This is a genomic window from Vogesella sp. AC12 (genome assembly GCF_024437575.1).
Classification (GTDB): Bacteria; Pseudomonadota; Gammaproteobacteria; order Burkholderiales; family Chromobacteriaceae; genus Vogesella; species Vogesella indigofera.
This window is the reverse complement of record NZ_JANFNU010000001.1, coordinates 751,075-771,587: the sequence shown is the minus strand read 5'-3', so window position 1 is coordinate 771,587 and position 20,513 is coordinate 751,075. Positions and strand designations below refer to the sequence as shown.

Here is a 20,513-nt window from a genome sequence, read left to right as displayed (position 1 = left end):
GCGGCGCGCGATCTGGCCGGCGACCGGCGCGCGGATCTCGGTGCGTGCCAGCGCGAGGTAGCTCTCGCGCAGCGCGGGGGGGGGGGGGGGCGCGGGCGGGGGGGGGGGGGGGGGGGGGGGGGGCCCCCCCGCCCCCCCCCCCCGCCGGCCGTGGCACGGCCGAGCGCCGGGTTCCGAATACCACCATCGCGCACAAAAACAGGCCGCCGGTTCGTACCGGCGGCCTGTCCTGTCACTGCTGCGCGCAGTGCCGCGTGTTACGGCGCCGGCTTGTCGGCCACACTGGCCAGGTAGGCGGCACGACGGGCCTCTTTCGCGGCCACCTTCTCCGCCACCTCGACCGCCTTCTCGGCGGCAGCCAGCGCCTCGCGCTCCTGGCGGGCCGCCATCGACGCGGCACGGGCCGCCTCGCGCACCGCCTCTTCCGCCGCCTCCATCGCCTCGACTTCGGCATTGGTCTTGCATGGACCCGTTTTCTCGAACCAGGCCACCGACTCGACGTGGCCGGTGTGCGGGAACATGTTGATGATGCCCGCCGTTTTCAGGGTGTAGCCCTTGGTATTGACCAGCACGCCGGCATCGCGCGCCAGCGTGGCCGGATTGCACGACACGTAGACGATGCGCTGCGGCGCGGTGTCCTCGGTGATCGCCTTCAGCAGCTGCATCGCGCCATCGCGCGGCGGGTCGACCAGCATCTTGTCGAACTTGCCCAGCGCCGCGAACGACGCCTCGGTCACCTCGAACAGGTTGGCCATCTCGTAGCTGACCTTGTGCTGCAAGCCGTTGTGGGTGGCGTTTTCCACCGCCCGCTTCACCAGCGCCTCGCTGCCTTCCATGCCGTGCACGATGGCACCGCTGCGCGCGATCGGCAGCGTGAAGTTGCCGATGCCGCAGAACATGTCGGCAATGCGCTCGCCGGCCTGCGGATCCAGCAGCCGCAGCGCGCGGCTGACCATCACGTTGTTGATTTCCGGATTGACCTGGGTGAATTCGGTCGGGTAGTACGGCATCTCGACGTCGAAATCGCGCAGGCGGTAGGTCAGCTTCGGCGCATCCAGCGGGTAGATCGGATAGCAGGTCTCCGGCCCTTTCGGCTGCAGCCAGATCTGCACTGTGCGCTGCGGCGTGGAGTGACGGTCGGAGAACGCCTGCAGCAAGGCGAAATCGGCCTCGGTGATGTCGTCCATATTGCGGAACACCAGCACGTCCAGCTCGGCACCGACCGCAATTTCCACCTGCGGCATGCGGTTGTAGATCGACAGTCTGGCGATCAGCTCGCGCAGCGGCACGATCAGCGCCGAGATGTGCGACGGCAGGATGTGGCACTCGCTCATGTCGGCAATGAAGCTGGAACGCTTCTCGTGGAAGCCGACCAGCACGCCGTCCTTTTTCGCGACATAGCGCGCCGACAGGCGGGCACGGTGGCGATAGCCCCAGGCGGCGCCGGCAATCGGCGGCATCACCACCTCGGCCTTGACCCGGCCGATATGCTGCAGGTCGTCTTCCAGCACGCGCTGCTTGATGGCGACCTGCGCCGAAAACTCGACGTGCTGCATCGAGCAGCCGCCACACACGCCAAAATGCGGACAGGACGGGTCGGTGCGCAGGAAGCTTTCCTTCAGCACATCCACCACGTCGGCATTCTCGTAACTCTTCTTGACGCGATAACTTTGATAAGTCACTGTTTCGTATGGCAACGCGCCATCGATGAAGATGGCCTTGCCATCGACACGGGCAATGCCGCGACCTTCGTGGTCCAGCGACTCGATATGGGCAACTACAGACGCTTGAGTCATTGTTTCAGCAAGTAAAAAGGCAAAAGACAAAGTCTGGAATTGTCGCAGAAAGCGCCACAAAAAGCACGGTGCACCGCCACATTTGACGGATGTTGCCGTCCGGCGTATCTGCTAACATCGGAGTATCCGTTTATCCTGAATCGCCAGAGAATGAAATTTTCGTCCCTGCTTGCGGCCTGCACCCTGGCCGCCACCGTCTCCAGCCATGCCATGACGCCGGAGCCGGATGTCCTGGTCAGCAGCGCCGGCCAGCACCTGGTCGTCAACCTGCCGCAAACCCGTGTTTTCCTGTACCAGGACGGCACGCTGGTAAACAGTTATCCGGTGGCGGTCGGCAAGATGATCACCAACACCCCGACCGGCAACTACGCGGTCACCGGCATCTACCGCAACCCGGTATGGCACGTCCCGAAATCGATCCAGGAAGAGATGGCGCGTGCCGGCAAGCCGGTGCAGACCACCGTTGCCGCCGGGCCGGACAATCCGCTGGGGCCGGTGTTCATTCGCTTTGGCGAAACCAAACTCGGCCTCGGCTTTCACGGCACCAACCAGCCCGCCAGCGTGCCCGGCTTTCGCAGCCACGGCTGCGTGCGCCTGCGCAGCGAGAACGCGCTGGCACTGGCCGACTGGGTGGATATCGGCGCCGCGGTCACCATCAGCTACCAGACCACGCTGCTGAGCGAGGACAGCGCCGGCGAACTGTGGCTGCACGCCTATCGCGACAGCTACAAGAAAGACGACATCGTGCCGCAACTGCTGGCAGAGACCCTGCTCAACTGGCAGCAGGAGAACCAGCGCCCGATCCACGGCAAGCGTGTCGACCAGGCCTTCCGCGAGCGCAACGGCAAGCCGGTGTGCCTCAGCTGCAGCAATACGCAAAACAACCGCATCACCGGCACCCTCAACACCGTGCGCTGGCTGAGCCCGCCACCGGAAACCACCGACGAGCAGCCGGCCGAACTGCCGCAGCTGGACAGCAACAGCGCCCGTGCGCCACGCAACGCGCAGCCCAAGCAGAAAAGCGCTTGACGCCATAAAAACCTCGGGCTATAGTGCGCACCTCGCTGACGAATCAACCGGTTCTTCAGCGTCCCGTGGGGGTATAGCTCAGCTGGGAGAGCGCTTGCATGGCATGCAAGAGGTCAGCGGTTCGATCCCGCTTATCTCCACCACAATTTGTCCCTATCGTCTAGAGGCCTAGGACGTCGCCCTTTCACGGCGATAACCGGGGTTCGAATCCCCGTGGGGACGCCAGCATTTCGGGGGTATAGCTCAGCTGGGAGAGCGCTTGCATGGCATGCAAGAGGTCAGCGGTTCGATCCCGCTTATCTCCACCAAATAAACAAAAAACCGGCCCACGAGCCGGTTTTTTGTTTTTCCGATCCACTTTCAGATCAAGCCCATCCTAGCGCAATGCCTGCTCGCTCTGCTGCAGCGCCTGCTGCAGGTGCTGTACCTCGCTGCGCTCGCCGGCCCGTGTCACCGCCCGCGACACGAAGTGGCAGATATTGAATATCCCCGCCAGTCGCGGCGCCACCGCTGCGCGCCACGCCGGCCGCGCACACTGTGGCCATAGCGGCACCAGCCGCTGCAACACCTGGCTCACCTGCTGCAACTCCTGCAGCAGGCCGTAGGAAGGATGACCGCCACCAAGCAGGGCACGCTCGCGCATGCTGTACAGCCGCTCTTCCAGCAGCTGCAGCAAGTGCGCCAGCTCCGCCTCCAGTTGCGGCAGCTCCAGCGCCGCAACCGGATGCCCGTCCGGATCCAGCTGCTGCGCATGCTGTGCCAGCAGACTGAGCTGGAAGGCATCCTGCGGCACCGCCGGCCCGGCGCCCGTCGCATGGCGCAGCTCCGGAGTGCGCGGCAACTGCTCACCCACCGGCAACGCCGGCCCCACTGCCGTTACCTTGACCATGGCACACGCCCTTTCCTGTCATGCCCGACACTGACCTTATCGGCCAGCCTGCCGGATCATGAAGTCAAAGACCGAACAAATGACCCAGCTTGGCTTTCTTGGTGTCGAGATAGTGGTCGTTGTAGGCATTGCGACCAACCTGCAGCGCCACGCGCTCGGCCACCTCGATGCCGGCCTGTTGCAGGGTGTCGATCTTGCGCGGATTGTTGGTCATGATGCGTACCGCCGTCACCCCCAGATGCGCCAGCATCTCGCGCGCGATGCGGAAATCGCGCATGTCGGCGGGAAAACCCAGCCGTTCGTTGGCCTCGACGGTATCGGCGCCACCATCCTGCAGCTTGTAGGCGCGGATCTTGTTGATCAGGCCGATGCCGCGCCCTTCCTGGCGCAGATACACCAGCACGCCACGGCCCTCGGCGGCGATCGCTTCCAGCGCGGCCGCCAGCTGGAAACCGCAGTCACAGCGCAACGAAAACAGCGCGTCACCGGTCAAGCATTCGGAATGGATGCGGGTCAGCGGCGCGCCGTCGGTCACCTCGCCCAGCGTCAGCACCACGTGCTCGCGCCCTCCGACTTCTTCAAAGCCGTGCATGTCGAAAACACCCCACTGCGTGGGTAACTGGCAGGTTGCGACATAATCGACGCGCACCGGAGAATCAGGCTGAGTCACGTTGGCTTCCACTTGTTGTGCATTCATCTGGAAGATAATGGGGGCAAAAGCTTACAGTTTAAAGTACCGTCGCCGCCGATTTGGCCAGTGCCCGCAGGCTGACGAAGTGCGCCGACAGCGCGCAGGCCAGTGCTGCCAGCGTGGCCTGGTGCCCGGCGTGGAAAAAGCCCGGCTGCGCCGACTCAGCATCGAGAATGCCAATCACCTCGCCGGCCGCGTCAAACACCGGCAGGCACACCTCGCTGCGCACCTTGGGGTCGCACTCGTAATAGGCGCCACCCTCGCTCTGCCATTGCCGTACATCGTCAATCACCACGCCGCGACCGCTGCGGCCAACCTTGCTGTTGTTGCTGGCGGCGGCAAACGCCTCGGTCAGCGGGAATTCGGCGCGACTGGGCAGGCCGCGGTAGGCCAGCTTCAGCAGCACGTCGGCCTCGGGTCGCGGCACCCGGCAATACACCCCCAGCCAGTCGGCCGGCACCTGCGCCAGCACCGCATCCAGCAAGGCCTGTAACGCCAGCAGCTGTTGCGCCAGCGGCAGCGATTCGCCGCCAAACTGCGGCGCGATGTCCCACGGCTCGGCCTCCAGCTCGTCGATCAGCGAACAACTGCCGCCCTCGCCCAGCTTGGGTACCGGGTAACGGTACAAATCGGGATAGTCCGCTGCCGTGGGCACCGTCAGCGCCACCGCCAGTGCCTGCTGCGCGGCGGCCAGTTGTGCCGCGGTCAGAGCCAGTCCGGCCTGCTGCAGATAATCAGTCATCAACCCTCCTCGCCGGCGCCGCCGGCTCCATACGCAATCATCGCAAAGGCGCTAGAATCCGGTTATCCCGCACCCTGCGTGCCATCGCCGCATTATGCCCAATCCCCGTACAAAGCCGAAATCATGACTGCTGCTATCGATATCACCCACGCGCCTGCCGCAAGCCCGCCCGCCGGCGCTGCCCGCGGCAACAGGTTGGCCGCATGAGCAAGTACCCGGTTTCGTCGCAGGAGGTCGACATCAGCGCCGTGCGCGCGCAGGGCGCCGGCGGCCAGAACGTCAACAAGGTGTCCTCCGCCATCCACCTGCGCTTCGTGATCCGCGATTCGGCCCTGCCGGAGCACATCAAGGAACGCCTGCTGGCACTGCAGGACCAGCGCCTGAGCAAGGACGGCGTGCTGATCATCAAGGCGCAGCAATACCGCACCCAGGAGCAGAACCGGCAGGATGCGCTGCAGCGGCTGCAGCAGCTGGTCGACAGCGTCAGCCACGAACAGAAGGCCCGCCGCGCCAGCAAGCCGAGCTACGGCGCACGGCAGCGACGCATGGACAGCAAGAGCCTGCGCGGCAAGGTCAAGTCGCTGCGCGGCCCGGTACGCGACTGAGCCGCCACACTCCGCCGCCAGCCGTCGTTGCGGCCAACCTTGCGCCCGCGGCAATGACCAGCCCCGCATGCTGCAACGCGCATTGACAAGCCCGACCGCCGCGCCCTCTAATACCGCCCCCTCTGCAAGGAATCGACGATGCAAGACCTGCACCACTGGCAAGCCTTCTGCCTCGCGCTGGCACGCGAACAGGCCGGTGACGACGGCGCCCACGACCTGAATCACCTCGGCCGCGTCTGGCATGCGGCGCGACAGCTGCTGGCCAGCTACCCGCAGGCCGACACGCTGGTGGTGATGGTGGCCTGCTACCTGCACGACCTGGTCAACCTGCCGAAGAACCACCCCGAGCGCCACCTCGCCTCGCGCCAGGCGGCGGCGCTGGCCAGCGCCAGGCTGGCCGCCGCCGGCTTCGACGCGGCACGGCTGCCGGCGGTGGCACACGCCATCGAGGCGCACAGCTTTTCCGCCAATATCGCGCCACAGACGCTGGAAGCGCAGATCGTGCAGGACGCCGATCGGCTGGACGCGCTCGGCGCCGTCGGCCTGGCGCGACTGTTCTACACCGCCGGCCGCATGAACAGCGCACTGGCCGCCAGCGATGACGTGCTGGCCGTGCAGCGACCGCTGGATGACCGCGCCTACGCGCTGGACCACATCGCGGTGAAGCTGGCGACGCTACCCGCTACCATGCAGACCGCCGCCGGCCGCGCGCTGGCCGAGGCGCGACTGCAGTGGCTGTACCAGTTCCGTGACGTGTTTGTCGCGGAATGGGCACCCGAGACGCTGCCGTCCTGAACGGCAGCCGCGTCACAACGAATCCGGCCGGTAGCCAGCGGCTGCCGGTGGAAGCAACTGGCCAGTACGAGGCGGCACAGACCGCCCGGCTGACCAGGGTAGTACCGATAACAACACCTGACCGATAGCAAACCATGAACATCCAACAACTGATCGACGACATCGCCGCCGATGTCCGCCCCTACCTCGCGCAGGCCGCGCCCGCCGACTACATCCCGGCACTGGCCGGCGAAGACCCGCAACAATTCGCGATGGCGGTGGCGACGCTGGACGGCCAGCTGTACGCCACCGGCCACAGCGACAAGCGCTTCTCCATCCAGAGCATCTCCAAGGCCTTCATGCTGGCGCGAGTGCTGGCGGTGTACGGCGACGCGCTGTGGCAGCGCGTCGGCAAGGAGCCGTCCGGCAACCCATTCAACTCGCTGGTGCAGCTGGAGTACGAACAGGGCGTGCCGCGCAACCCGTTCATCAACGCCGGCGCGCTGGTGGTCACCGACATCGCGCTGAGCCAGATCGGCGACTCCAGCAGCGCGCTGCGCGACTTCCTGCGCGAGGAAAGCGCGCAGCCGGCGCTGGATTTCGACTACGTGATCGCGGCGTCGGAATCGGAACACGGCCACCGCAATGCGGCACTGGCGCACTTCATGAAGAGCTGCGGCAACCTGCACAACAATGTCGAGCAGGTGCTGGCGCACTACTTCCGCGCCTGCAGCCTGCGCATGAACGTGGCCGAGTTGGCGCGCGCCGGCCTGTTCCTCGCCAACCACGGCGCCTCGCCGGTCAGCGGCGCGCAACGGCTGACGCGCAGCCAGGCCAAGCAGGTCAACGCCATCATGCTGACCTGCGGCACCTATGACGCCGCCGGCGAATTCGCCTACCGCGTCGGCCTGCCGTGCAAGAGCGGCGTCGGCGGCGGCATCCTGGCGGTGCTGCCCGGCAAGATGAGCATCGCGGTGTGGAGCCCGGGGCTGGATGCGCGCGGCAATTCGCTGGCCGGACTGGAGGCGCTGGATCGCTTCACCACCCGCAGCGGCGAGTCGGTGTTCTGAGCCGCTAGACACCACCACGCCGGCACAAGGTTGGCCGCAAGCCTTGCGGCCAACCTTGTGCGTTAGTAGCGGGCGCGGTAGTCGTCCAGCTGCCGCTGCAGGCTGCGTTCCGCCTTCATGCGGCTGATGGCGGCATTGATGCGCGCCATGATCGCCTCGGCCTCGGGATGGGCCCTGGCGATGGCAAAGTGATTGCTGTCCAGCAACAGCGGATTGCCGACGATGCGCAAGCGCGACAGCGCGATGCCGGCGCGCTGCGCGTTGTAGCGCACCGCCTGCTCGCCGCCGGCAATCACCGCCGCGTCCAGCCGGCCGGCCAGCAGCATCGCCAGCCGTTGCGGCGGCTCGCCATCCTCGTTGATGCGCAGCTGCGGCAATACCGCGTTGAGCTCGGCGCCAAAGCGGGCGGCACGGGTGGTGCCCACGCGCTTGCCGATCAGGTCACGCGGCGTGGCAAACGGGAACGGCCGCGCGGCGTCCTGCACCAGCACCACCGCATCCTCCAGCACCGGCAGCGAGAACAGGAACAGCTGTTCGCGCTCCGGCGTCCGCGAAAACACCGGCGCCAGCACACCGCGACCGGCCTCGACTTCCTTGATCGCCCGCGCCCACGGCAGCGCGCGCGTTTCCGGCTCGAAACCGGCGCGGCGCAGAATCGCCACGCCAAGGTTGACCGCGTAGCCGCTGGCGCGGCCGCCGTCGGCAAACTGCTTGGGCGCGGTATGCGCACTGCTGTACATCACCAGCGACTGCGCACGCGCCGCCACCGCGAGCAGCATCAACAGCAACGCGGCCAGCAAAAAGGCCCGTGACAACACGGGCCTTGCCGACAGAGCAGGCGGCGGCATTTATTCGTCCATCACCGCGGAGGTGTAGACATCCTGCACGTCGTCGAGGTCTTCCAGCGCGTCGAGCAGCTTCTGCATGCGCAGCGCGTCGTCGCCGGTCAGCTCGGTCTCGTTCTGTGGCCGCATGGTCACTTCGCCCATTTCCGACTTGTAGCCGGCCTTTTCCAGCGCCGCCTTGATGGCACTGAACTCGTAGGGGCCGGTAATCACTTCCAGCGAGCCGTCGTCATTGGTGATCACGTCGTCGGCGCCGGCTTCCAGCGCCGCTTCCATCAGGCCGTCCTCGTCCACGCCCGGCGCAAACACCAGGTAGCCGCAGTGGCTGAACTGGAACGCCACGCAGCCGTCGGTGCCCATATTGCCGCCGTACTTGGAGAAGGCATGGCGCACGTCGGCCACGGTGCGGGTCTTGTTGTCGGTAAGGCAGTCCACCATCACCGCCGCGCCGCCGATGCCATAGCCCTCGTAGCGGCACTCGATGTAATCGACGCCTTCCAGGGTGCCGGCGCCACGATCAATCGCGCGCTGCACGTTGTCCTTCGGCATGTTGGCATCCCAGGCCTTGTCCACCGCCAGGCGCAGGCGCGGATTGGAATCCAGGTCCGGGCCGCCCATTCTGGCCGCTACCGTGATCTCCTTGATCAGGCGGGTAAAAATTTTGCCGCGCTTGGCGTCAGCGCGTTCTTTCTTGTGCTTGATGTTCGCCCATTTGCTGTGACCAGCCATAGCAGCCTCAATCGAGTAAAAAGTCGGCGGCGTACCGTGTGCACGCCGCAAGAATGAATTGGGTAACGCAGGGTGCCGATTTTAGCAAAAAGCTAGGGGGCTATCAGCAGCTTGCTGATAAAGCCGAAGCCGTCACGGTAAATTTGTGCGATCGCCGGCTCCAGCAAGGGCAGCACCAGGTACAGCGCGATGAAGCCGATCATTAGCGTCAGCGGAAAACCGAAGGAAAACACGTTGAACTGCGGCGCCGCGCGCGTCATCACGCCGATGGCCAGGTTGGTCACCAGCAGGCTGCCAACCACCGGCAACGACAGCCACAGTCCCCACAGGAACAGATGACCGCCCCACTCCGCCAGCAGCCGCAGCGACAGTGCCGGCACGCTGACGCCGATCGGCATCTTGTCAAAACTGTCCATCAGCGCGGTGAGCAGGATGTGGTGGCCATCGAAGGCCAGGAACAGCAGGGTGGTGAGAATGGTCAGCACCCGCGATACCGCCGGCACCTGCGCCGCGTGCTGCGGATCGAAGAACATCGCAAAGCCAAGACCCATCTGCGTGGCCATGATGAAGCCGGCCAGCTCCACCGCGGTGATCACGATGCGCATCACGAAGCCGATGATGATGCCGATCATCAGCTGCTGCAGCACGATCAGCAAACCGGCGGCCGACACCAGTGGCACGGTCGGCAGCGGTGGCAGCAGCGGCGCCACCAGCAGCGTCAGCAGCAGCGCAAAACCGGCCTTGAAGCGACGCGGGATGCTGCGCGAGGCAAACAGCGGATCGGCCAGCAGCACGCCGAGAATGCGCGAAAACGGCCACACGAAGTAGGCAACCAGCAGGTTGATCTGGGCATCGCTGATGGCAAACATGTCAGCCGATGGCCAGCGGAATGCTCTGGAACAGCCGCGTGGTGTAGTCCATCAGCGTGGTCAGCATCCACGGCCCGGCCAGCACCAGCACCAGGAACATGGCGATCAGCTTGGGGATGAAGGTCAGCGTCATCTCGTTGATCTGGGTCGCCGCCTGCAGGATGCTGACCAGCAGGCCGACCAACAGCGATACCGCCAGCGGCGGCGCGGCGACGATGATCAGGATGAACAGCGCATTCTGGATCAGGGTGATGACCGATTCTGGCGTCATGGTCTACCTCCCGCCGAAGCTCTGCACCAGCGAGCCGAGCAGCAGCGTCCAGCCGTCGACCAGCACGAACAGCATGATCTTGAACGGCAGGGAAATGATCACCGGCGACACCATCATCATCCCCATCGCCATCAGGATACTGGCCACCACCAGGTCGATGATCAGGAACGGGATGAAGATCATGAAGCCGATCTGGAACGCGGTTTTCAGTTCGCTGATCACGAAGGCCGGAATCAGCGTCTTCAGCGACACCTCGGCCGGGGTCGCCGGTGCCGGCGAGCGCGAGATCTCGATGAAGAAGGCCAGATCCTTTTCCCGCGTCTGCGTCAGCATGAACGCCTTCATCGGCTTGGCCGCCTCGCCGGCGGCCTGCTCGAACGATATCTTGTTCTCCGACAGCGGCAGCCAGGCATTGGCGTATACCTGGTCCAGCGTCGGCGACATGATGAAAATAGAGAGGAACAGGCTGAGCCCGATCAGCACCTGGTTCGGCGGCGACTGCATGGTGCCCATCGCCTGGCGCAGCAGCGACAGCACGATGATGATGCGCGTGAACGAGGTCATCATCAGCATCATCGCCGGGATGAAGCTCAGCGAGGTCATGAACAGCAGCATCTGCAGGCTCAGCGAGTAGCTTTGCCCGCCGGCCGCATCCGGCGCGCTGGTCATCATCGGCAAGCCGGCGGCTTGGCTGCCCAGCGGCAGCAGCAACAGCGCCAGCACGCCCAATCGTTGGAGTTTACTCATGGCGTATCGTTGGAGGAGGGTCGACGGTGTTTGGCCAGCGCTGCGGCCAACCATTCGGCAAAGGGTGGCGTGGCCGCCGGCACGGTGGCAGCACTGGCGGCGCCTTCCGGCCGCGCCATGCTGGTCAGCAGGTTGACCTGTTTCGCCGTCACGCCCAGCACCAGCCATTGCCCTTCCAGCTCGACGATCACCACCCGCTCGTGCGGGCCGACCATCACGCCGCTGACCACCTTGGCCGGCTGCCAGCGCCCGAGCATGCCGCCCATGCTGACGCGGCGGAACAGCCACGCGGCACCGACGATCACCGCCAGCACCAATCCCAGCGCCAGCATCACCTGTACCAGCCCCCACAACGGCGAAGTGCCCGCATCGGCGGCGGGCACGGCGGCGCTGACCGACAGCGGCAGCAACAGCAACACAATCAGCAATCGGTTCATTTCTGTAGTCGGCGAATACGCTCGACGGGCGTAATGATGTCGGTCAGGCGGATACCGAAACGGTCGTTGACCACCACCACCTCGCCCTGCGCGATCAGGCAGCCGTTGACCAGCACGTCCATCGGCTCGCCGGCCAGGCCGTCCAGTTCCACCACCGAGCCCTGTGCCAGCTGCAGCAGGTTGCGGATCGCGATCTTGGTACGCCCCAGCTCGACGGTCAGCTGCACCGGGATATCCAGAATCATGTCCAGATTCTGCGGCACCGCCTGGCTCTGGCTGCTGCCGGACAGGTCCTGGAACAGGTTGGTCGCCGGTTTTACCTCGGCGGCGGCGGTGTCGGCCACTTCCTGTTCGGCCATCGCCGCTGCCCAGTCGTCCATGGACACTTCTTCGTCAACTGCTCCGGCAACCGAATCCGGATCAAAGCCCTGCTCGTCACTCATCTTCTTGCTCTCCACTCGGTGGCGGCTCAAACAGCTCCTGCGCCCCAGACAGTATCGTTTCCACTTTCAATGCGTAATTGCCGGAGACCGTGCCGTAGCTGCACTCCAGCACCGGGATGCCCGACACGTCGGCCACCACCTTCTCCGCCACGTCTACCATTACCACGTCACCGACCTTGAGATTGAGGATGTCACCCAGTGTCACCTTGGTCTGCGCCAGGGTGGCGACCAGCTCCACCTCGGCGGCCTGCACCTGGTACTGCATCAGGTTGACCCAGCGGTTGTCGACCTCGGTACGGTCAGCCTGCATGCTGCTGGCCAGCAGATCGCGTAGCGGCTCGATCATCGAGTACGGCAGACAGACGTGGAAGTCGCCGCCGCCGGCACCCAGCTCGATATGGAAGGTCGCGGCCACCACCACCTCGGTCGGGGTGGCGATGTTGGCAAACTGGGTATTCATTTCCGAGCGCAGATAGACAAACTCGATCGGGTACACCGGTTCCCACGCCTTCTGGTACTCGGCAAACACCACTTCCAGCATCTTGCGGATGATGCGCTGTTCGGTCGGGGTAAAGTCGCGGCCTTCCACCCGTACGTGGAAGCGGCCATCGCTGCCAAACAGGTTGTCGACCACCAGGAACACCAGGTCCGGGTCGAAAATCAGCAGCCCGGTGCCGCGCAACGGTTTGACGTGTACCAGGTTGAGGTTGGTCGGCACCACCAGATTACGGATGAACTCGCTGTACTTCAGCACCCGCACCGGCCCGACCGAGATCTCGGCATTGCGGCGCAGGAAGTTGAAAAAACCGATACGCAGATTACGCGCGAAACGCTCGTTGATAATCTCGAGCGTCGGCATCCGGCCGCGGACAATGCGCTCCTGGCGGCCGATGTCATAGGCCCGTACGCCACCGTTGTCGCTGTCCGCGCCGTCGTTGTCCTCTTCCCCGGTCACGCCGCGTAATAGCGCGTCGACCTCTTCCTGGGACAGGATTTCATCAGCCATGATTACTGCAACTGAATGATGAAGGATGTGAAGAGCACGTTTTCAACCGGTTCTTCTTCACCGGCATCCATCGACTCATTGATGATTTTCTTGATCTGCGCCTTCAGCTTGATCTTGCCGTCCGCCGACTGCAGTTCCTCTTCGGTCTTGGCCGACAGCAACAGGATCAGGGCACTGCGGATTTTCGGCAGATAGGCTTTCATATTGTTTTTGGCGGCTTCGTCGTACAGCTCGGCCTGCAGCTCGATTTGCAGCATCGACGAACCACCACTCAGGTTGACGACAAACGGTTCCAGCTTCTCGAACACCGGCGGGCCTTCTTTTTTCTCTTTCTTTTCCGGCGCATGCTCGGCGGTGGCATGACTGGCATCGGCACCGGCGGCCGACTTGTTGCTCAGGAACACATAGGCGGCCAGACCGCCCACCGCGGCCAGTACCAGCACCAGTAACACGATGACAACCAAGAGTAGTTTGTTATTGCCTCCTGCCGCGGGCTTGGCTTCTTTAACGTCTTCTTTTTTATCTTTTTCGGCCATGACAATACCTGCTCTCGTTTAAAAGAAATGCTTAACCCCTATTTTCTCCATTTCTTGTCGAGTTGAACAGCCATTTAGTAGATTTCCGGAGAAACAGCAAGCCGTTTCCAGCTTGCGGCCAACCTTGCTTCAGCCTGCGACACAGCTGGCCAATCAGGCGGTCACGCTCAGGCCGGAAGAGACGGTCGCCGCCGGTGCGGCGGACTCCAGTTCAGCCAGCGGCAACATCGCCTCGGACTGGGCGCGGCCGCGCTGCTGCTGCGCCTGCTGGCCGTGCTGTTGCTGGCCCTGCTGCTGCGAGGAGACCTGCGCATCGGCCAGCTGCAGGCCGGCCTGTTCCATCATCCGCGACAGCGCCGGCAGATGGCTCTCGACGATTTCCTTGGCCATCAGGTTGGAGGTGGTCACCACGATCTGTGCCTGCTCCTTGTTCATGGAGATCTGGACTTCGATCGGCCCCAGCTTTTCCGGAGTGACATGGAAGCGCGCGGAGTCCAGCTGCCGTTCGACCGCCTTCACCACTTGCTGGCCAAAGGCTTCGCCCCACTGCTTGCTGCGATCCATGGTGCCGCCCAGCAGCACTTCCTTCAGCTCCTTGCCGACGCCGCTGGCGGACAAGTCGGTCGGCAATTCCTGCCGCCCGGCGGCAAGCGCCGGCGGCAAGGTTTTCACTTCGGAACCAGCCTCGGCCGCTTCCGCCTCGCGCATGGCCAGCCGCACCGCCACCGCGGCGGACAGGCCGTCATCCTTCAACGCGCGCAGCGCCCGCTTGTCACTGCTGGCGGCGGCCAGCAGGCCCGGCAGTGCCGGCGCTTCGTCAGCGGCGGCATCGCCGGTTAGCGCTGCCAGTTCCGACAATGCGCCGGTCGTCTCGCCACCTTTGGCGGCCTTGGTTTTGGCACCGGCCAGTGCGGCTAACTCTTCCGCCGCCAGCGCTTCTCCGAGCGCCGCGGGATCAGACAGGGCGGAGAGCGCCGCGGCATCCTTGCCGGCAGAGGTGGTCAGCGGGTTGGCCGCGGCATTGCCGGGCATAAACAAGCCGCCCAACAGCAAGGAAGCGTCTTGCGCCGCGGCAGCGCGCGGCTGCTGGCCGATGCCATCCAGAAGCGCACTGTCGCCAGCAGCCACCACGCCCGGCTGCCCGAGGGTGAACGCCTGCAACTGGTTGGCAAAGAACATGGCAAAAGGGGAGTCCGGCGTGCTGACATAGCTTTGGCTCGGGGTGGCCGAGCTGTCGCTCAGGTTTAAAACGGACTGGACGGTAATGGCCATTTAGACATGCTCCTTATTGTCATCACCCCGACAAAAGCATGAATTGTGCCAAGCAGCAGAGCGTGCTATTCGGTCTTGTCCTGGGAGCTGATACGGGCAGCAAATTCGTCCATCTGCTTCTGCTCGGCCTTGCGCTGGCGCACGCTCAGACGCTCCGCCTCGCGCTCCTGCAGCACCTGGTAGGACTTCAGCTGCTTGCGCAGGCCGAGCCAGGCCTGCTTCTCCAACAGGAAACGCTGCACGCAACGATCCAGCTCGTGCTGCTGCTGCTGCCGCGCCTCTTCCAGCTTGAGCAGGAACAGGCGCGCGTCCCGCCATTGCCCGACACCGAGGCCACGCTGCGCCATGTGCAGCACCCGCTGCTGGTAGTCAGCCAGAAAGGCATCCACCTGCCGCAGCGTCGCCTCCGCCTGCGTTTGCGCCTGCTGGGCCTGCTTCATGCGCTTGGCAGCCTCGTCCAGCTTGTCTTGTGCCAGCCGGATCAACAGGTCGAATTTGCTCATGGCCTAGCCTCAGGCGGTCAGCACTTGCTCAAGCTGCGTCAGGCAGGAGGCAAAGTCGTGGTATTCGTTCATCGGCTGGGTCAGGAAGCCGACCAACTGCAGGTGACGGCGCATCGCCTCGTCCAGCAGCGGATCGGAGCCGGGCACATAGGCGCCGACGTTGATCAGGTCGCGACTGCGCTGGTAACGCGAAAACAGCTGCTTGAAGCGGCGCGCCAGATTGACGTGATGCGGGGTGGTGACGTCGACCATCACCCGCGAAATGGACTGCTCGATATCGATCGCCGGATAGTGACCGGACTCGGCCAGCTCGCGAGTCAGCACGAAGTGGCCATCGAGAATGGCTCGCGCCGAATCGGCGACCGGATCCTGCTGGTCGTCCCCCTCGGACAGCACGGTATAGAACGCGGTAATAGAGCCGGCGCCGGCTTCGGCATTGCCGGCCCGCTCGATCAGCTGTGGCAGCTTGGCGAACACCGACGGTGGATAGCCCTTGCTGACCGGCGGCTCGCCGATGGCGAGGGCGATTTCGCGCTGTGCCATCGCGTAACGGGTCACCGAGTCCATCAGCAGCAACACGTCGAGGCCCTGGTCGCGGTAGTACTCGGCCAGCGCCGTCGCGTAGGCGGCGCCGTGCAAGCGCATCAGCGGCGGCGAGTCCGCCGGCGCCGCCACCACCACCGAGCGCGCCAGACCTTCCGCGCCGAGGATGTGCTCGATGAAATCCTTCACCTCGCGCCCCCGCTCGCCGATCAGGCCGACCACCACCACATCGGCACGGGTAAAGCGCGCCATCATGCCCAGCAACACCGACTTGCCGACACCGGAGCCGGCAAACAGGCCCAAACGTTGGCCGCGCCCCACCGTCAGCAGACCGTTGATCGCGCGCACGCCGACATCCAGCACATCGCGCACCGGCGAGCGGCGCAGCGGGTTCAGCGGCTGGCTGTACAGCGGGTACAGCGCCTCGGCCATCGGCTCGGCACCGCCGTCCAGCGGCCGGCCCAGTGAATCCAGCACCCGCCCCAGCAGCGACATGCCTACCGGCACCTTGCGCCCCAGCATGCGCACGGTGCCGCCGCTATCGGCCGGCTCCTCATACAGCGGCGGCCGGATCTCGGGCACCGCGCACACGGCTAGCCCCGGCTGCAGACCGTGCACATTGCTGAGCGGCATCAGGTACAGGCGGTCACCGGCAAAGCCGACCACTTCCGCCTCGGCCTGGTAATCGGCCGACACCACGATCTGGCAGGCACTACCGACCGGCAAGCGCAGGCCGACCGCCTCCATCACCAGTCCGGTTACTCGCGTCAGGCGCCCTTCCGCCTGCCACGCCGGCAGCGGGCGCAGCGCCTGTTCGCAACGGCGCAAGAAGTCGCGCTGCCGCTCAATCAGCATGCTCATCCGTCAGCCCCAGCCCCTTGCGCAACAGCTGCAGGCGGCTTTCCAGCGTCAGGTCGATGGACGCGGACGGTGTTTCGATGCGGCAGCCACCGCGTGTGAGGGTGGCATCGGCCTGCCACTGCATGCGCCACTGCGGATACTGCTCCCCCAGGAACGCCTGCAACGTTGCCAACTCGTCCGGGTGCGCCTGCACTTTCACCTGCGCCACGCTGTCGGCCAGCGAATCCAGCGCCTCGGTCAGCAGCAAGCGGAGCACCGCGGGGTCATGCCGCACTACTTCGCCGATCATCTTTTCGGCAAAGCTGACTGCCAGCGCCAACACCTCCTGCGACAGCTGCGCACCCAGCAGCGACAACTCCTGCTCGAACGACTGCTGCAATGCAGACAGCGGCTGCCAGTACTGCTGGAACTGCTGCTGTGCCTCGAGTAGCGCCCGCTCGGCGCCTTCGGCACGGCCACGCTCTTCCCCGGCCTGCATGCCGGCCTGCAAACCGGCGTCGTAGCCCGTCTGCCACGCCTCCTGATGAATCGCCTCCAGCTCGGCCGCGGTCGGGTAGGCGGCAGCAGCCACGGCATCGAGCGACGCCGTATCCTGCTCGTCCTCCGCCATAATGAGCGAAGCCCCCTCGACAGGGGGCTCCTCCGGCTGTGGCGCTGGCGCCGCCAGCTCGGGCGGCGCCGCCTCCGGCACCGCGGCAGCACTACCCAGCTCGCCCATGGTCCAGCTGCGCCACTGCCCCAGCGACTCGGCAGGAATGACGTTGTTATTCGACAAGGCCTTCGTCTCCACCTTTGCTTGCAATCACGATCTGGCCTTCGTCGGCCAGCTTGCGCACGATCTTGAGGATTTCCTTCTGCTCGGCCTCGACTTCGGACAGCTTGACCGGGCCTTTCGACTCCAGGTCATCCCGCAGCATCTCGGCGGCACGCGACGACATATTGCGGAAAATCTTGTCTTTCAGCTCCTGGCTGGTGCCTTTCAGCGCCACCACCAGCGAATTGGACTGCACTTCGCGCAGGATGGTCTGGATCGAGCGGTCGTCGATTTCCAGGATGTTCTCGAACACGAACATCTTGTCCTGGATGCGCTGCGCCAGCTCCGGATCGTACTCGCGGATATAGGACAGCGCCGAGGCTTCGACGTTGGAGCCGAGGAAGTTGAGGATCTCGGCCGTCATGCCGACACCACCGGCCGCGCTCTTCTTGACGCGATCGGCGCCGGACAGCAGTTGCGTCAGCACGTCGTTCAGCTCGCGCAATGCCTGCGGCTGCACACCCTCCAGCGTCGCGGTACGGATCAGCACTTCGTTGCGCACCCGCTCCGGGAAGTAGGCCAGAATGGCACTGGACAGGTCCGGGTCCAGGTGCACCATGATGGTGGCGATAATTTGCGGGTGTTCGTTGCGGATCAGGTCGGCGGCGGAGGACGGGTCCATCCACTTCAGGCTTTCGATACCGCTGTGGTCGTTGCCCTGCAGGATCTTGTCCAGCAGGTTGGCCGCCTTGTCCGGACCCAGCGCTTCCACCAGCACATTGCGCAGATACTCGTCGGTCGCACCGAAGTTGGCGCGGGCCGCGCACTCCTCCTGGAATTGCGACACCACCTTCTCCACTTCCTCATGACTCAGGTTGTTGAGCCCGGCCATGGCCAGACTGAGCTTCTGCACTTCCTTGGGTCCAAGGTACTTGAAGACCTCGATCGCTTCCGACTGGCCAAGACTGAACAGCAGCACGGAACTGCGGCGAACACCGACGTCACTCATCAGAGCTGATCCATTCCTTGATAATCTGGGCGGCCATGCGAGGGTCAGACTTCACCAGCTCGCGAACATTTTGCATATTAGCCTCGAACACGCGGCGCTGGAGCTCTTTCGGAGACGGATTGTCGCTATCCTCTTCCGACTCGCCCTCTTCACTCTCTTCTCCGGCGACGGCCAGCAGGCGGCCACTGCTGGCAGCGACCTCAAGGTCATCCACCGGCGGCGGTGGCGGCGGATTCACCACGTCGCGCATGATCGGCCGTACCACCCCGAACAGCAGATAGAGGATGGCCAGCAATAACAGGCCGTACTTCAGCAAATCGGAAGCATTGTTGCTGGCAAAATCCAGTACCTTGTCCTGCACCGTCAGCACCGGCACCGCATCGGCAAAGCTGGCGTTGACCACGTTGACCGAATCGCCGCGTTCGGCATTGAAGCCGACCGCCTCCTTGACCAGATTATTGATCTGGCCGAATTCCTTTTCCGTCAGTGGCGTCGCCTTCAACACCCCCTGGTTGTCGGGCACCATCTTGTAGTTCACCACCACCGCCGCGGTCAGGCGCTTGATGACACCCTTCTGCGACTTGGTGTGCTGGATGGTCTTGTCAACTTCGTAGTTGGTGGTGATTTCGCGGCTCAGCGAGCCGGAGGCGGTACCCATCGGCAAGCCCGACAGCGTGGCTGTGCCGGGCGCGGCACCGGGCGGCAGCGTCAGCGGTGCCGACGCCGGCGACGGAGGCTGGTTGGTCAGTGCCCCGGGCACGCCGGACGGCAGGTTGGCATCTCGCCCCAGCGTCTCGCTGATCTGCTGACTGCGGGTCGCGGAAGGATTGGGGGTCGAATTGGGACGGAAGCTCTCCGAGGTCTGCTCCGACTCGGAAAAATCCACGTTAGCCGTCACCTGGGCGCGGGCATTGCCCTTGCCGAAAATCGGCTCAAGAATGGTTTCGACACGCTTGGTGTAGTCGGCCTCAATCTGGCGCACATAATCCAGCTGCCGGCGATCAAGCGAGCCATTGTTCTGGTCCGGCACCGTGGACAGCAGATTGCCGTCCTGATCGACGATCGACACATTGCGCAGCGGCAGGTTGGGCACCGAGCTGGATACCAGGTGCATGATGCCGGCAATCTGCCCGCCATCCAGAATCCGCCCCGGCCGCAGGGTCAGCATCACCGACGCCGTTGGCTGCTGCTGGTCACGCACGAACACCGTCTGCTTCGGCATCGCCAGATGCACGCGCGCGCTGTCGACCACGGCAACCGCCTCGATGGTGCGGGCCAGTTCGCCCTCGATCGAGCGCTGGTAATTGACCTGCTCGGCAAACTGGCTGATACCGAACTTCTGCTTGTCCATCAGCTCGAAACCGACGCCGCCGGCCTTGGGCAGACCCTGCGTCGCCAGCTTCAGCCGGGTGTCGTAGACGCGCTCGCTCGGCACCGAGATCACGCCACCGTCACCAATCTGGTATGGCACGTTCATCTGCTGCAGCGCGGCGGTAACCTGGCCGCCGTCACTATCGGCCAGACCGGTAAACAGTACTTTGTAGGGAGGTTCGCGATTGAATACCAGCAAGGCAAGCGCGATGGACAACACTGCGGCGATGGCAGTGAAGAACAGGATTTTCTTGTTATTGGGAAGGGCATTGAAACGTGTCAACACTTCGTTGGCACGCCCCTTCCAGGCAGGCGCAGTATTATCGACCAATTCAGCCATACAGTGGTTATTTCATTATTGATCTTACCGCCGCAGGCCCGAAGCTCGAAACAGACGGCGCTACACTTGCGTATTCATGATTTCCTGATAGGCAGAAACCAGCTTGTTGCGGGCCTGAACCATGGTCTGGAAGCTCAGACTTGCTTTTTGCATCGACACCATGACGTCCTGGATGTTAACGCCTTCCTCACCCAGTTCAAACTGCTTTTGCAGCTCGAGCGAAGTGTTCTGCACCTGGTTGACCTGCTCCAGCGTGCTTTTGAGTACATCAGAAAAATCGACTTCGGGAGCGGTCTTGTCTACCGCAGGCGCCTGACCCGCGGCCAGCGACGACATGGCGCGCAGCTCACCCAATAGCTGATTGATACCCTGCGTGGACAT

At 64.2% G+C, this 20,513-nt stretch carries 24 protein-coding genes and 3 tRNA genes; 7 read left to right on the top strand and 20 right to left on the bottom strand.

All coding sequences use genetic code 11. From position 1 onward, the window contains the following. Nucleotides 1-257: 257 nt before the first annotated feature. On the bottom strand, nucleotides 258-1,796 hold the full coding sequence (gene rlmD, locus NOM55_RS03845; protein WP_255907561.1) for a 23S rRNA (uracil(1939)-C(5))-methyltransferase RlmD: 1,539 nt from the start codon (nucleotides 1,794-1,796) through the stop codon (nucleotides 258-260). A gap of 150 nt (nucleotides 1,797-1,946) precedes the next feature. Here rlmD and NOM55_RS03840 point away from each other — a divergent pair, with 150 nt between their 5' ends. The 4 genes from NOM55_RS03840 to NOM55_RS03825 all read left to right on the top strand — a co-directional run bounded on the left by NOM55_RS03840 (nucleotide 1,947) and on the right by NOM55_RS03825 (nucleotide 3,133). Beyond that, nucleotides 1,947-2,825: a L,D-transpeptidase gene (locus NOM55_RS03840; RefSeq protein ID WP_255907560.1), complete on the top strand. Its 879-nt coding sequence runs from the start codon at nucleotides 1,947-1,949 to the stop codon at nucleotides 2,823-2,825. 67 nt (nucleotides 2,826-2,892) lie between these two features. Continuing rightward, nucleotides 2,893-2,968 (top strand) — tRNA-Ala (locus tag NOM55_RS03835). A gap of 6 nt (nucleotides 2,969-2,974) precedes the next feature. Then, nucleotides 2,975-3,050, top strand: a tRNA-Glu gene (locus tag NOM55_RS03830). 7 nt (nucleotides 3,051-3,057) lie between these two features. Then, nucleotides 3,058-3,133 (top strand) — tRNA-Ala (locus NOM55_RS03825). Between the two features lie 68 nt (nucleotides 3,134-3,201). Here the strand turns inward: NOM55_RS03825 and NOM55_RS03820 are convergent. From NOM55_RS03820 to NOM55_RS03810, 3 genes are all read right to left on the bottom strand, one after another. Continuing rightward, complete coding sequence (locus NOM55_RS03820) at nucleotides 3,202-3,714, bottom strand: hypothetical protein (protein ID WP_255907559.1); 513 nt, start codon at nucleotides 3,712-3,714, stop codon at nucleotides 3,202-3,204. A 64-nt stretch (nucleotides 3,715-3,778) separates the two neighbouring features. Further along, nucleotides 3,779-4,411, bottom strand: a complete 633-nt coding sequence (gene ribA / locus NOM55_RS03815; protein WP_202902754.1) for a GTP cyclohydrolase II — start codon at nucleotides 4,409-4,411, stop codon at nucleotides 3,779-3,781. Between the two features lie 31 nt (nucleotides 4,412-4,442). Continuing rightward, the gene (locus tag NOM55_RS03810) at nucleotides 4,443-5,147 is read right to left on the bottom strand and encodes a GAF domain-containing protein (RefSeq protein ID WP_255907558.1); all 705 of its coding nucleotides are present in this window, start codon (nucleotides 5,145-5,147) and stop codon (nucleotides 4,443-4,445) included. A 203-nt stretch (nucleotides 5,148-5,350) separates the two neighbouring features. Between NOM55_RS03810 and arfB the strand changes: the two genes are divergently transcribed. From arfB to NOM55_RS03795, 3 genes are all read left to right on the top strand, one after another. Further along, entirely contained in the window at nucleotides 5,351-5,752 is a 402-nt protein-coding gene (gene arfB, locus NOM55_RS03805; RefSeq protein ID WP_255907557.1) for an alternative ribosome rescue aminoacyl-tRNA hydrolase ArfB, read from the top strand. Nucleotides 5,753-5,890: 138 nt separating this feature from the next. Next, entirely contained in the window at nucleotides 5,891-6,547 is a 657-nt protein-coding gene (locus NOM55_RS03800) for an HD domain-containing protein (RefSeq protein ID WP_120810998.1), read from the top strand. Nucleotides 6,548-6,681: 134 nt separating this feature from the next. Further along, nucleotides 6,682-7,596, top strand: coding sequence for a glutaminase (locus NOM55_RS03795; RefSeq protein WP_255907556.1), 915 nt, complete (start codon nucleotides 6,682-6,684; stop codon nucleotides 7,594-7,596). Nucleotides 7,597-7,658: 62 nt separating this feature from the next. Here the strand turns inward: NOM55_RS03795 and NOM55_RS03790 are convergent, their stop codons facing one another. From NOM55_RS03790 to fliE, 16 genes are all read right to left on the bottom strand, one after another. Continuing rightward, nucleotides 7,659-8,444 carry an ABC transporter substrate-binding protein gene (locus NOM55_RS03790; protein ID WP_255907555.1) on the bottom strand — a complete coding sequence of 262 codons (786 nt, stop codon included), beginning with the start codon at nucleotides 8,442-8,444 and terminating at the stop codon, nucleotides 7,659-7,661. Continuing rightward, nucleotides 8,445-9,170, bottom strand: a complete 726-nt coding sequence (locus NOM55_RS03785; RefSeq protein WP_047967412.1) for a YebC/PmpR family DNA-binding transcriptional regulator — start codon at nucleotides 9,168-9,170, stop codon at nucleotides 8,445-8,447. It lies immediately after the preceding gene. A gap of 92 nt (nucleotides 9,171-9,262) precedes the next feature. Next, a complete protein-coding gene (gene fliR / locus NOM55_RS03780; protein ID WP_047967411.1) occupies nucleotides 9,263-10,039 on the bottom strand; it encodes a flagellar biosynthetic protein FliR in 777 nt (258 codons plus the stop codon). Between the two features lies 1 nt (nucleotide 10,040). After that, nucleotides 10,041-10,310 (bottom strand): flagellar biosynthesis protein FliQ, encoded by a 270-nt coding sequence (fliQ, locus tag NOM55_RS03775; protein ID WP_047967410.1) that lies wholly within the window; start codon nucleotides 10,308-10,310, stop codon nucleotides 10,041-10,043. Between the two features lie 3 nt (nucleotides 10,311-10,313). Beyond that, complete coding sequence (gene fliP / locus NOM55_RS03770) at nucleotides 10,314-11,057, bottom strand: flagellar type III secretion system pore protein FliP (protein WP_255907554.1); 744 nt, start codon at nucleotides 11,055-11,057, stop codon at nucleotides 10,314-10,316. Continuing rightward, nucleotides 11,054-11,494 carry a flagellar biosynthetic protein FliO gene (fliO, locus tag NOM55_RS03765; RefSeq protein WP_255907553.1) on the bottom strand — a complete coding sequence of 147 codons (441 nt, stop codon included), beginning with the start codon at nucleotides 11,492-11,494 and terminating at the stop codon, nucleotides 11,054-11,056. The genes fliP and fliO overlap by 4 nt, the downstream gene beginning before the upstream one ends. Beyond that, entirely contained in the window at nucleotides 11,491-11,937 is a 447-nt protein-coding gene (gene fliN / locus NOM55_RS03760; protein WP_047967407.1) for a flagellar motor switch protein FliN, read from the bottom strand. Before fliN ends, fliO begins: the two co-directional genes overlap by 4 nt. After that, nucleotides 11,930-12,943 (bottom strand): flagellar motor switch protein FliM, encoded by a 1,014-nt coding sequence (fliM, locus tag NOM55_RS03755; protein ID WP_047967406.1) that lies wholly within the window; start codon nucleotides 12,941-12,943, stop codon nucleotides 11,930-11,932. Before fliM ends, fliN begins: the two co-directional genes overlap by 8 nt. Nucleotides 12,944-12,945: 2 nt before the next feature. Beyond that, nucleotides 12,946-13,479: a flagellar basal body-associated protein FliL gene (gene fliL, locus NOM55_RS03750; RefSeq protein ID WP_120810984.1), complete on the bottom strand. Its 534-nt coding sequence runs from the start codon at nucleotides 13,477-13,479 to the stop codon at nucleotides 12,946-12,948. Between the two features lie 153 nt (nucleotides 13,480-13,632). After that, on the bottom strand, nucleotides 13,633-14,751 hold the full coding sequence (locus NOM55_RS03745; RefSeq protein ID WP_255907552.1) for a flagellar hook-length control protein FliK: 1,119 nt from the start codon (nucleotides 14,749-14,751) through the stop codon (nucleotides 13,633-13,635). 65 nt (nucleotides 14,752-14,816) lie between these two features. Next, nucleotides 14,817-15,254 carry a flagellar export protein FliJ gene (gene fliJ, locus NOM55_RS03740; protein ID WP_255907551.1) on the bottom strand — a complete coding sequence of 146 codons (438 nt, stop codon included), beginning with the start codon at nucleotides 15,252-15,254 and terminating at the stop codon, nucleotides 14,817-14,819. A gap of 9 nt (nucleotides 15,255-15,263) precedes the next feature. Further along, complete coding sequence (gene fliI / locus NOM55_RS03735; protein WP_272803342.1) at nucleotides 15,264-16,658, bottom strand: flagellar protein export ATPase FliI; 1,395 nt, start codon at nucleotides 16,656-16,658, stop codon at nucleotides 15,264-15,266. Continuing rightward, the gene (locus NOM55_RS03730) at nucleotides 16,642-17,433 is read right to left on the bottom strand and encodes a FliH/SctL family protein (RefSeq protein ID WP_255907550.1); all 792 of its coding nucleotides are present in this window, start codon (nucleotides 17,431-17,433) and stop codon (nucleotides 16,642-16,644) included. The genes fliI and NOM55_RS03730 overlap by 17 nt, the downstream gene beginning before the upstream one ends. Continuing rightward, nucleotides 17,423-18,421 (bottom strand): flagellar motor switch protein FliG, encoded by a 999-nt coding sequence (gene fliG / locus NOM55_RS03725; protein WP_047967401.1) that lies wholly within the window; start codon nucleotides 18,419-18,421, stop codon nucleotides 17,423-17,425. Before fliG ends, NOM55_RS03730 begins: the two co-directional genes overlap by 11 nt. Then, the gene (fliF, locus tag NOM55_RS03720; protein WP_255907549.1) at nucleotides 18,414-20,078 is read right to left on the bottom strand and encodes a flagellar basal-body MS-ring/collar protein FliF; all 1,665 of its coding nucleotides are present in this window, start codon (nucleotides 20,076-20,078) and stop codon (nucleotides 18,414-18,416) included. The genes fliG and fliF overlap by 8 nt, the downstream gene beginning before the upstream one ends. Nucleotides 20,079-20,192: 114 nt before the next feature. Continuing rightward, nucleotides 20,193-20,513, bottom strand: coding sequence for a flagellar hook-basal body complex protein FliE (gene fliE, locus NOM55_RS03715; RefSeq protein ID WP_047967399.1), 321 nt, complete (start codon nucleotides 20,511-20,513; stop codon nucleotides 20,193-20,195).